This is a genomic window from Pseudomonas sp. NPDC086581, assembly GCF_044746165.1.
GTDB lineage: Bacteria > Pseudomonadota > Gammaproteobacteria > Pseudomonadales > Pseudomonadaceae > Pseudomonas.
Genome location: NZ_JBIVBR010000010.1, coordinates 106,843 through 118,952 on the forward strand (window position 1 = coordinate 106,843; position 12,110 = coordinate 118,952).

Annotated in this window: 9 protein-coding genes; all 9 read left to right on the forward strand. The window is 64.1% G+C overall.

What is annotated here, in order from left to right; all coding sequences use genetic code 11:
* Positions 1-168: 168 nt before the first annotated feature.
* Positions 169-1,350, forward strand: coding sequence for a delta-9 fatty acid desaturase DesA (desA, locus tag ACIPK7_RS20480; RefSeq protein ID WP_192433302.1), 1,182 nt, complete (start codon positions 169-171; stop codon positions 1,348-1,350).
* 137 nt (positions 1,351-1,487) lie between these two features.
* Positions 1,488-2,456 (forward strand): sensor domain-containing diguanylate cyclase, encoded by a 969-nt coding sequence (locus ACIPK7_RS20485; RefSeq protein ID WP_192433300.1) that lies wholly within the window; start codon positions 1,488-1,490, stop codon positions 2,454-2,456.
* Positions 2,457-3,510: 1,054 nt separating this feature from the next.
* A complete protein-coding gene (locus tag ACIPK7_RS20490) occupies positions 3,511-4,920 on the forward strand; it encodes a hypothetical protein (RefSeq protein WP_192433298.1) in 1,410 nt (469 codons plus the stop codon).
* A gap of 57 nt (positions 4,921-4,977) precedes the next feature.
* Positions 4,978-6,072: a DegT/DnrJ/EryC1/StrS family aminotransferase gene (locus ACIPK7_RS20495; protein ID WP_401089851.1), complete on the forward strand. Its 1,095-nt coding sequence runs from the start codon at positions 4,978-4,980 to the stop codon at positions 6,070-6,072.
* Positions 6,073-6,082: 10 nt separating this feature from the next.
* Positions 6,083-7,603, forward strand: a complete 1,521-nt coding sequence (locus ACIPK7_RS20500; protein ID WP_401089853.1) for a lipopolysaccharide biosynthesis protein — start codon at positions 6,083-6,085, stop codon at positions 7,601-7,603.
* A 2-nt stretch (positions 7,604-7,605) separates the two neighbouring features.
* Positions 7,606-8,535: a glycosyltransferase gene (locus tag ACIPK7_RS20505; RefSeq protein WP_192433292.1), complete on the forward strand. Its 930-nt coding sequence runs from the start codon at positions 7,606-7,608 to the stop codon at positions 8,533-8,535.
* A 31-nt stretch (positions 8,536-8,566) separates the two neighbouring features.
* The gene (locus tag ACIPK7_RS20510) at positions 8,567-10,780 is read left to right on the forward strand and encodes a polysaccharide biosynthesis tyrosine autokinase (protein ID WP_192433289.1); all 2,214 of its coding nucleotides are present in this window, start codon (positions 8,567-8,569) and stop codon (positions 10,778-10,780) included.
* A gap of 28 nt (positions 10,781-10,808) precedes the next feature.
* A complete protein-coding gene (locus tag ACIPK7_RS20515; RefSeq protein WP_192433287.1) occupies positions 10,809-11,558 on the forward strand; it encodes a WbqC family protein in 750 nt (249 codons plus the stop codon).
* Positions 11,555-12,082: a transcription/translation regulatory transformer protein RfaH gene (gene rfaH, locus ACIPK7_RS20520; protein WP_192433285.1), complete on the forward strand. Its 528-nt coding sequence runs from the start codon at positions 11,555-11,557 to the stop codon at positions 12,080-12,082. The genes ACIPK7_RS20515 and rfaH overlap by 4 nt, the downstream gene beginning before the upstream one ends.
* The last annotated feature ends 28 nt before the right edge of the window (positions 12,083-12,110 follow it).

The window sequence follows — 12,110 nt, forward strand, 5'->3', positions numbered from 1 at the left end:
TTGGATTTATTGGCTGTGCAGTATAAATGATGGCCACGTGGCCACATTCGTATCTAAAAGACCGGATGGTAATCCGGACCTGCTTGGTGATAATGCGGCTGTCTTTTCCCGGTACAGCACGCCCAGCAGGGCGTAGTCCTACACCCCTTCCGAGGTACAGTATCGCCTATGTGGTACAACGGTTTCCTTGACCTGTCGCCGTGGCAACTGGTGGCAGTCACTCTGGTCCTGACGCATATCACCATCGTCAGCGTCACCGTCTATCTGCATCGCTACTCGGCGCACCGCGCGCTCGAGCTGCATCCGGCGCTGCAGCATTTCTTCCGTTTCTGGCTGTGGATGACCACCGCCATGAACACCCGCGAGTGGACCGCCATCCACCGCAAGCACCACGCCAAGTGCGAAACTGCCGAAGACCCGCACAGCCCGGTATACAAGGGCCTGGGCACCGTGCTGCGCACCGGCGCCGAGCTGTATCGCAAGGAGGCGGAGAACCCCGACACCCTGCGTATCTACGGCAAGAACTGCCCGGAAGACTGGATCGAGCGCAACGTCTACTCGCGCTACCCCATCGGTGGCATCGTGCTGATGGCGATCATCGACCTCGCCCTGTTCGGCGTGCTCGGCATGACCGTCTGGGCCGTGCAGATGATGTGGATCCCCGTCTGGGCTGCCGGTGTCATCAACGGCCTGGGCCATGCCGTTGGCTACCGCAACTTCGAATGCCGCGACGCCGCGACCAATCTCGTGCCCTGGGGCATCCTGATCGGCGGTGAGGAACTGCACAACAACCACCACACCTACCCAAACTCGGCGAAGCTGTCGGTGAAGAAGTGGGAGTTCGACCTGGGCTGGGCCTGGATCAAGGTGTTCAGCTTCCTGCGACTGGCCAAGGTCGCCCGCGTGGCGCCCATCGCACATCGTGTGGAAGGCAAGGGAAGCCTGGACATGGACACCGCCATGGCCATCCTCAACAACCGTTTCCAGATCATGGCCCAGTACCGCAAGCTGGTGATCGGCCCGCTGGTGAAGCAGGAACTGGCCAAGGCCGACGAGTCGGTGCGCCACCTGTTCCGCCGCGCCAAGCGCCTGCTCTCGCGTGAAACCAGCCTGCTGGAAGAGCGCCACCACGCGCGCATCCAGGACCTGCTCGCGCAGAGCCAGTCCCTGCAGGTGATCTACGAGAAGCGCCTGGCCCTGCAGCAGATTTGGGTGAAAACCAGTGCCAACGGCCACGACATGCTCGCCGCAATCAAGCAGTGGGTGCACGAGGCGGAAGCCAGTGGCATCCAGTCCCTGCGCGAGTTCGCCGAGCAACTGAAGACCTACTCCCTGCGTCCGGCCGTCTGATTGGCGGAAACGTCCTAGGACGTTGAGAGATGCGTCTCAGAAAAGCCCGCCGTTCGGCGGGCTTTTCGTTTAATTTGCAGCAGCCTGGCGTAGTTTGCGGTCATAGCCCCGGTCAATGAGCGGGAGGACGCTGATACATGGATGAGAATAAATTGCCGGCCGATCAGGAAGAGGCTTTGCTGGCACTGCTGCACAGCCGCGCCGAGGTGACGCGGCTGAAGGAGCGCGAACAGCTTTTCAGCGCGCTGCTGGCGAGCGTGAACTCGGTGCTCTGGGCCTTCGACTGGCAAGCCCAGCGCATGGTCTATGTCAGCCCGGCGTACGAGCGCATCTTCGGCCGCTCCGCCGCCCTGCTGCTGGCGGACTACAACGAGTGGCGCAACTGCATCTACCCCGATGACCTGGACTACGCCCAGAGCACCCTGCAGGAAGTCCTGCAGCGCGGCGCTATCGAGCAGCGCGAATACCGCATCCTGCGTGCCGACGGCGAAGTGCGCTGGCTCAGCGACAAATGCTTCGTCAGCCAGCACAGCGATGCCGGCCTCCCACTGATGATCGTCGGCATCGCCGAGGACATCACCGACAAGAAGCACCTGGAAACCGAGCTGCACCGACTGGCCACCACTGACGTGCTGACCCAGAGCAGCAACCGCCGCTACTTCTTCGACAGCGCCGAGCAGGCCTTCCGCGACTGCAAGGCGACCTCCACGCCGCTGGCCTTCCTGCTGCTGGACGTGGACGACTTCAAGAAGATCAACGACGTCTACGGTCACCAGGTCGGTGACGTGGTCCTGCAGCGCATCGCCCAGAGCGGTGCAGGCGCGCTGCGTCGCGGCGACCTGTTCGGGCGTATCGGCGGCGAGGAGTTCGCCGTGCTGCTGCCCGGCTGCGATGAGAATATGGCGCGGCAGATCGGCGAGCGCCTGCAGCGCGAGGTGCAGCGCCTGCGCTTCAACGAGGGTGAGCATTTCTTCAGCGTGACCATCAGCCAGGGGATGACACTGTTACAGCCGGATGACCAGAATCTTTCCGCGCTCTACAGCCGTTCCGATGCGGCCCTGTATCAGGCGAAACGCACCGGCAAGGACCGCATTGTTCAGGGATGAAACACTCCAGCCTGTCCGCGCTGGAAACATTAATACTTTCTGATTAATCCCTTTTTCGCAGATTCGGGGCCGTATGTTTTTGCTGTCAAAATGCCCGTGTCGGCTTTATGGCGCTTTAATAATCAATGAGTTACGAATCGTGATTTGCCTTCTGTCGGAATCCCGGCGTAGGAAGGCTTCCTACATTGACATGCCTTCCTCCCCCCCACTATTACTATCCACATAGCAATATCGTGTGGTGTCCGGATGAGACACCTCAGGGAGCAGTCGCACGAGCAGTAAGGTCATGGAAGATTCTGCCACCTCTTCTTCCTGTCATTTTCCTATCGCTGCCTGACAACTTTCGCCAGTACCTCGCTGCGGAAGCGCGATAGATTTTTGCTTTTGTTTTTCCAGATTTTCGGAACTTGGCCGATGGGCGGTAGCTTTGCCCAGCGAAAAGTAACGGCCACTCCAGGGACGAACAGTTGATTGTCGTTAATCGAATCGGGTCATTCGAACTCGGGCGGTAGCCTTGTCTTCGAATTTTAAAGTTGGCCCGGCGTAGAGCACCTCCTGGACTGGAGTGAGTGACGATGGCCGCTGGAAGAATACAAAGTGACGGAACTTCCAAGTCCGTCCTTTCAAGCAAAAAGAACGACGCTTCCCAGGCGGGAAGTGTTTCGCTGCTGAAACTGCGGAAGTTTGACGCCAATCCCCGTGGCGTTAATAAGAAGGTTAGTCGAGCTAATTTCGTTAGTTCGAGATTTTGTTATGCCCCTCTCTCAAGTTGTAAGTCCGGGTGTAACAACCATGAACTTTCCGCTGAATCAGGTCCGCGCCAGACGCACTCTGTTTCATTCCTGAAACAGCAACTTCGGCCATCTGCCGAAGTTCTCCTGCAGGCGTTCGCCATCCATTCCGAACTGACTCCCGCGACCTTCCCGAAGAAGGTCCGCGCGACGGCGGCTGCGCCGCGAGTGACGGAATTCCGGCGCGAGCGCTGCCACCCTGCCGGCCGACAGCGCCGGCCTCACGAGAGCCGCGCGCCCCGCCGCGCTGGGAGTCAAGGCTGATGGCCGAGCAATCGCTTCGTTCCAACTATGCCTGTGTGGTCGGCGGTGCCGGCCCGGCAGGCATGGGCTTCCTGTTCAACGCCTACAAGACCGGTGCGCTGGCGAGCCTCGCCCGCGATGGCCTGCTGGTCGTGGACGCTGCACTGGCGGTCGGCCGCGGCCGGTTGGGGGATTACCACATCACCGCCAACTCGGTGGGCGACGTGTTCCTCGACTGCCTGCGTGATCCGGCGTTGTTGCCCATTTTTGCGCCGTTGGCGCATTCCCGCGCGTTCCGTGCCCTGCAGAACGACCCGCATGGCGCGCCGATGCTCACGCAAGTGGGCGAGCTGCTGGCGCACGCCTCGACGCTGTTCATGCGCTACGTCACCGAGCACCTGGGTGTCGAAGTGGCGCTGGGTACGCGTATCGAAAAAATCACCGCACTGGACGACGGCAGCTTCCAGCTGGCGCTGCGTAGCGGCTCCCACACCGCGCAGATTGACGCAGGCGCGCTGGTGATGAACCTGGGCGGCCGGCAGAACCGCGAGTACTTGAACTGGAGCCTGGCCGAGCAGGACCTGCACCTGTCCCACGATGGCCCCACGGTCTACTCCTCCGACGCGTTGCTGAGCCTGAACGCCGCCGAGCTGGTGGAACTGTTCGGCGACCGGGTGACCCCGGGCACCCGCTTCACCGTGGTCGGCGGTTCCCACAGCGCCTTCTCGATCCTCGACAACCTCGCCTGCGCCCTGGACTGCCTGGGCCTCGAGCAGATCACCTTGCTGCACCGTGCGCCGATCCGCCTGTTCTTCGAGAGCGTCGAGGAGGCTCGTGCGGCCGGCTATGGGGTGGACGAGGGCATGGATGTCTGCCCGGTATCCGGGAGGGTCAACCGCTCCGGCGGTCTACGCTACCGTGCCCACCAGGTCGGCACCGACGTGCTCTCCAACGGAGTGGTCAGCGGCACCCGGGTGAAGGTCGAGCTGCTTTGCCTGGAAGATCGCTCACCCGCTGTGCGCGAGCGTTTGGAGCAGTGCTGCAGCGACGACGGTGTGTTCGTCCAGGCCATCGGCTACCAGCCGTGCCTGCCGGCCCTGCGCCGCGCCAACGGCGAGCCGCTGCAGGTGCGCGAGAGCAAGGGCGGGCTGGACTCCGACGCCGCCGGCTGCCTGCGCGATCACACCGGCCGGCCGATTCCCGGTCTCTACAGCTTCGGCCTCGGCTCCGGTCTTGCGGCCAACCCGATGCTGGGCAGCGAGCGTTCCTTTGACAGCCGTATCTACGGCGTCTGGCAGTTCCACAACGACGCCAGCGGCCGGGTCATCGAGGCCCTGCAGGAACACCTGGCCAGCCGCGCGTCTCGAGCGGCGCATCCCGTGGATAACGACATCGACGACGCGCCCTTCGCGCTGTCGGCGCTGGGGTGAGCGGCGCGCGCCGGATCGACAGCTAACGGACTTTCCATCCAAGAGAGGGATGCGACCGTGATCAATGTGACCAAGACCTACCTGGGCAACCCGGAGAAGTTCAAGGCCTACGTGGACCAGATCTATGCCTCCGGCTGGATCACCAACCACGGCCCCTTCGTCACGGAACTGGAAGAGCGCCTGCAGGACTACTTCGGCGTTCGCCATGTGATTCTGACCAACAACGGCACCATCGCCCTGCAAGTGGCCTACCGGGCCCTGGGCGTGACCGGCAGTGCCGTGACCACCCCCTTCAGCTTCGTTGCCACCAGCAGCACGCTGCAGTGGGAGAGCATCCGCCCGCGCTTCGCCGACATCGATCCGCGGACCTGGAACCTCGACCCTGCGCGCATCGAAGCCAGCCTTGCGCCGGATACCACCGCCATCGTCGCCACCCACGTGTTCGGTAATCCCTGTGCGGTGGAGGAGATTCAGGCGGTGGCCCAGCGCAACCAGTTGAAAGTGATCTACGACGGCGCCCACGCCTTCGGCTCGCGCTACCGCGACCGGTCGGTGCTGGCCTGGGGGGACGCCACCACCCTGAGCTTCCATGCCACCAAGCTGTTCCACACCATCGAGGGCGGCGCCATCGTCACCTCCGACGACGAGCTGGCGAAGCAGATCCGCCTGATGTGCAACTTCGGTATCGCCGGCGTCGACCAGATCGTCGGCCTGGGGATCAACGCCAAGCTCAACGAGTTCTCCGCCGCCATGGGCCTGTGCGTGCTCGACGAGATCGACAGCATCCTCGCCCAGCGCGAGGAGATCGCCGCCCGCTACACCGCAGCGCTCAGCGGCTACTACGACCTGCAGGCCAGCGAGAGCTACGCGCGGCTGAACAACAGCTACTACCCCATCGGCCTGCGCGACGAAGCCCAGGTGCTGCGCGTGCGCACCGCGCTGAACGAGATCGGGGTCAACCCGCGGCGTTACTTCTACCCGTCGCTGGACACCCTCGACTACCTCGCCCCGCAGGTGCCGCAAGTGCTGTCCCGCGAGCTGAGCCAGCGCATCCTCTGCCTGCCGCTGTACCCGGGCCTGCCGCAGGAGGTCCAGCGCGCGGTGATCGAAGTGCTGCTGCTGGAAAGCGGCCGCGTCGCCGTCGCGGTGTAAGGGGACGATCATGCGCACCGCACGCTCGCTGTCGATGGTCCGCAATACCCTGCTCAATTACGCGGGGCAGGCGTACGCCATCGTCATCGGCATCCTGATCCAGCCGTTCTACCTCGGCCACCTCGGGGCCGAGGCCTACGGGCTGATCGGCTTTTTCGCGGTGCTGCAGAGCTGGCTGCTGTTGCTCGACATGGGCCTGTCGCCGGCGCTGGTGCGCCAGGTTGCCCACGGCCGCGGCGTGAGTGGCGAAGAACAGGCCCATGCCCGCCTGCTGCGTTCCTTCGAGCTGATCCTGCTGCCGTTGACTGTCCTCAGCAGCCTGGCGGTCTGGGGCGGTAGCAACTGGGTGGCCGGGCAGTGGCTCAACGTACAGCAACTCTCGCCCGAGCTGGTCGCGCAGTGCATCAGCCTCATGGGTCTGTTGGTGGCCTTGCGGCTGTACGCCACCCTGTACCGCAGCGCGCTGCAGGGGCAGGAGCTGCACGGTTTCATCAACGCGGTGAACGTCGTCATCACCACCCTGCGCTATTTCGGCGGCCTACTGCTGGTGGCGCAGGTCAGCCAGGATCCGCTGGTGTTCTTCCAGTTCCAAGTGGCGGTATCGCTGATCGAGGCGCTACTGCTGGGCGGCAAGGCTTACCTGTGGATGGACGTGCGTCTGCTGACCCGCTTCTGCTGGGACACGGTACGCCCGGTGCTGCCCTTTGCACTGGGCATGTCCTTCACGTCCTGCCTGTGGATCGTGCTCACTCAGCTGGACAAGGTCTTGCTGTCGAACCTGCTGCCATTGCAGCAGTACGGCTACTTCTCCCTGGTGGCGCTGATTTCCGGCGGCGTCCTCACGCTGGTCAATCCGCTGGCGCAGTCGCTGCTGCCGCGCATGACCGTGCTGGTCGCCGAACAACGCCACGAAGACATGCAGCAGCTCTATCTGAAGGCGAACCGCTTCGTCTGTGTGCTGCTGTTCCCGATGGTCGCGGTGATCGCCGCTCATGGTCATGACCTGGTTCTGGCCTGGAGCGGCGATGCCGTGGCCGCCAGTTGGTGCCGGCCGATCCTGGCCTGGTACGTACTCGGCTCAGGCCTGCTGGCGGTGGCCAGCTTCCAGTTCTACCTGCAATACGCCCACGGCCTGCTGCGCATGCACGTCTGGTACACGGTCATCTCCACCCTGGTGACCGTGCCGCTGGTGATCGCCAGCGCCTACGTCTATGGCGTGCTCGGCGTGGCGCTGTGCTGGTTCGGCCTGCGCCTGGTGTCGTTCCTGATCTGGCCAGCGATCGTGCACCACGCCTTCGCTCCCGGCCTGCATGGCCCGTGGCTGCGCGACACCCTGCAGATCGCCGCGCTCAGCGCCGCCGGCCTGCTGCTCAGCGAGCCCTTCTACGCGCTGCTGGCCCGCTCCGGCGAGCGGCTGTGGCTGCTGGTGGCGCTGGCCGTGTGCGGCCTGATCACCCTGTTCCTCGTTGGCGCGGGCTCTGCCCCGGCTTTGCTGCGCCTGTTCAAACCGTCCCACAAGCCGAGTGTCTAGACATGGATATCCGCTCCGAGCTGCAGATCCTCTCCAACTGGCCGGAAGACCCCAAGCCTCTTTTGAGCATCGTCTGCCTGGCCTACAACCAGGTGAACTACATCGGCCGCACGCTGGACAGCTTCCTGGAGCAGGTCACCGACTTCCGCTTTGAAGTGCTGGTCAACGACGACGCCTCCAACGACGGCACCAGCGAGCTGATCGCCGATTACGCCGCGCGCTACCCGCACATCATCAAGCCGATCTTCCACAAGGAAAACCAGTACTCCAAGGGCGTCTCCCACGGTTTGCCGGTGTTCAGGAAATGCCGGGGCCGCTACATCGCCTACTGCGAAGGTGACGACTTCTGGACCGACCCGCGCAAGCTGCAGATCCAGGTCGACTTCCTGGAGCAGAACCCGGACTACGTGATCACCTACCACGACGCCTACACCTACAACGAGGACGGCGTGATCAAGCCCCGGCAGCTCACCGGCAAGTACCGCCGCGACGCCAGCCGCCTGGAGCTGCAACAGGCGCGGCCGATCTCCACCCTCACCACCTGCTTCCGCAATGTCCTCACCGAGATGCCGGAGGAGCTGCGCACCACGCGCATGGTCGACCTGTGCTGGTGGTCGCTGCTGGGCGCCTATGGCAAGGGCCGTTTCATCGAGGAAATCCGCCCGGCGGCTTACCGCGTGCATCAGGGCGGGATCTTCTCCATGCAGGCTGATCGCGTGCAGCAGCAGATGACCCTGCACACCTACTACTGCCTGGCGCGCTACTACCAGCGCCTGGGCAACCAGGAGCTCAACGAGTACTTCCTGATGCAGGTCTGCCGGATGTCCATGGCCGCCGTCTCGCCCATGCGCAAGGTGCAGGCCTTCCTGCTGCTGATCGGCAACCACGGCGCCAACCTGCTCAAGCGGCTGAACCCGATTTCGGCGCGCTGAGCCGCGCCACCTCAATGGAGGATGGAAGTCCATGAGTGTCATGCCCCGCTCGTCCCTGGAAACGCTCCAGGACACCCGCATCGACGTTGCCGGCCTGCTGCGCCTGCTGTTCGATCACAAGAAAATGATCCTGGCTGTCACCGGCCTGTTCGCCGTACTCGGGCTCTTCTACGCGGTGATCGCCACGCCGATCTACGTCTCCGGCGCGATGATCCAGATCGAGCAGAAGAAGAACGGCCTGAACGGCACGCCGGAGGTGATCAACCGCCCGGACTCCGTGTCCATCGCCGCCACCGAGATCGAGCTGCTGAAATCCCGCGCGGTACTCGGCAAGGCGGTCGAGCTGCTGAAGCTGGATATCATCGCCAAGCCCAAGCACCTGCCGCTGATCGGTGACTACCTGGCGCGGCGCTACAAGCCCGAGGCCGGTGAGGCCCTGTCCGCACCCTGGTTGGGCATGGGTTCCTATGGCTGGGGTGGCGAGCAGATCAAGGTGTTCTCCCTCGATGTGCCGGAGGAGTACCTCGGCGAGCCGCTGACCTTGGTGGCCGATGGCGGCGACGCCTACCACCTGCTCAATGCCGACGATCAACTGATCCTGCGCGGCGAGCTGAAGAAGCCGGTGCTGGAAAAGGGCTTCAGCATCGAGGTGGACGAACTGGTGGCGCGGCCCGGCACCGAGTTCATCGTCGCCAAGAACCGCCTGCTGACCACCACCCTGAACTACCAGAAGCTGCTCAAGGTGGTCGAGGCCGGCAAGGACTCGGGGATCATCTACATGACCCTGGAAGATCCGAGCCCGCAGCAGGCTGACCGCATCCTCGACAAGATCAGCCACCTCTACGTACTGCAGAACGTCGAACGCAGCTCCGCCGAAGCCTCCCAGCGCCTGCAGTTCCTGCGCTCGCAGTTGCCGGTGGTGCGCATGGATCTGGAGAAGGCCGAAGCTGCGTATAACGCCTACCAGACTACCGCCAAGTCTGCCGACATCAGCGTCGAGACCCGCGGCGTCCTGGACCAGGTAGTGGGTATCGACAACCAGCTCTCCGAGCTCAAGCTCAAGCGCGACGAGTACGATCGCCTCTACACCCCGACTCACCCGACCTACCAGGCCCTGCTCAAGCAGGTCAGCAGCCTGCAGGACCGCAAGGCGCAACTGCAGAAACGCATCCAGACCCTGCCGGCCACCCAGCAGGAATTGCTGCGCCTGTCCCGTGACATGCAGGTCACCCGGCAGACCTACACCAGCCTGCTGAACAAGGCCCAGGAGCAGGACATCATTCGCGCCGGCACCATCGGCAACGTGCGAGTGATCGACACCGCCCAGGCCAACGTCGAGCAGCCGGCCAAGCCCATGCGCAAGGTCATCGTGCTGCTCGCCACCCTGCTCGGCTTCTGCGTCGCCCTCGCCATCCTGTTCCTGCGCCAGGCCTTCTACCGTGGCGTGGAGAATCCCGAAGCGATCGAACAGCTGGGCCTCTCCGTGCTCGCCGCGGTTCCCTACTCGCGGCAGCAGGAGCGCCTGGAGAAGGAACGCAAGAGCGACGTCCTCGGCCATACGCCCAAGCTGCTCGCCGCGTCCGCCCCCGGCGACCTGGCCAACGAGGCGATCCGCAGCCTGCGCACCAACCTGCACTTCGCCCTGCTCGAAGCGCGCAACAACGTGGTGATGCTCACCAGCCCGGCGCCGGGCGCCGGCAAGTCGTTCGTCTCCAGCAACCTCGCGGCCATCGTTGCGCAATCGGGCCTGCGCACCCTGCTGATCGACGCCGACATGCGCAAGGGTTACCTGCACCGGGTATTCGGCCTGACGCCGCGCCACGGCCTGTCCGACGCGCTGAGTTCGCACCGTCCGCTGAGCGAAGTGATCCTGCCTACCGAGGTGCCGGAGCTGGACTTCATCTCCTGCGGCTTCGCCGCGCCGAACCCGTCCGAGCTGCTGATGCACGACAACTTCGCCCAGCTGCTGCGCGATGCCTCGTCGATGTACGACCTGGTGATAGTCGACACCCCGCCGGTGTTGGCGGTGACCGACGCGGCCCTGGTCGGTCGGCTGTGCGGCATCTGCCTGCTGGTGACGCGCTTCGGCCAGAGCCCGGCGAGCGAGATCGACACCGCGCGGCGGCGCCTGGCGCAGAGCGGCATCCACCTGCAGGGCGCCATCCTCAACGGTGTGAAACGCAAGGCTTCGACGGCGGCATACGACTACGGCGCCTACGCCTACCGCTACGACGCCAAGGACTGAAAAGGGAATCTAGGGAAAGGATGCAGCCATGGTCCATATCGTCAGCCTCATGCAGCCGTACTTGTTCCCCTACCTGGGGTACTTCCAGCTGATCGCCGCGAGCGGCCTGTTCATTCTCGGCGACAGTCTGCAGTACACCCGGCGTGGGTGGATCAACCGCAATCGCCTGCTGGTCGGCGGGAAGATCTGGCAGTTCAGCTTTCCCCTGGAGCAGGGCTCGCAGACCCAGGCGATCAACGAACGCAGGCTGAGCGAGCAGATGCAGCTGAGCAACCGGCGGCTGCTGCACACCATCCGCCATGCCTACCACCGCGCGCCGTGCTACGAGCAGGTGATGCCGCTGCTGGAGGAAATCCTCGAGCACCCCGAGCGCAACCTGTCGCACTTCGCCGAGCACTCGATCCGCCGCATCTGCCACTACATCGGCATCGACACGCCGATGGTGCGGGCCTCGGAGCTGGAGCTGGCCGAGGACATCGGCCGCGACCAGCGTCTGATCGAGGCCGTGAAGCAGAGCGGCGGCGACGTCTACCTGAACCCCGAGGGCGGCCGCCACCTGTACTCGCCCGACGTGTTCCAGGCCCATGGCCTGGAGCTGCAGTTCCTGCGCATGGACGAGCTGAGCTACCCCCAGTTCAGCCCGGATTTCGTCCCCAGCCTGTCGATCATCGACGTGCTGATGTTCAACCCACCGGACGAGATGCAGCGGTTGCTAGGCCGCTACACCCTGGAGCGACCCGCTCCCTCGACCGATCTTCTTGGGGAGTACGAATCATGAATTCCGCTGTCAGCGTTGGCCTGCAAGCCGCGCAGTATCGCTGGTACCTGATCCAGACCAAACCGCACCAGGAACTGCGCGCCGAGGAGAACCTCGGTCGCCAGGGCTTCTCCTGCTACCGCCCGGTGGTGAAGCAGGGCAGCCGGCCGCAGCCGCTGTTCCCCGGCTATCTGTTCATCCGCCTCGATCAGCAGCACGACAACTGGTTCCCGATCCGCTCCACTCGCGGCGTTGCGCGCATCGTCAGCTTCGGCGCGCAGCCGCTGGCGGTGGCCGACGACCTGGTGGACGGCATCCGCGAGCGCCTGGCGGCGATGCCCGAGCGGCCCTCCAGTGGCTTCCACGAAGGTCAGGTCGTGCGCCTGAAGTGTTCTGGCGAATGCGAAGTGGAGGCCATCTTCCTCTGCGACGACGGCACCGAACGCGCCCTGATCCTGCTCAACCTATTGCAACGCGAACAACGCATCCGGGTCCCGCTCAGCCAGCTCTCGGCGCTGAGCGGCAATGACGGCTGGCGCGCCTGAGGCGCCCCCCAGACAAGGCCAGGTACAA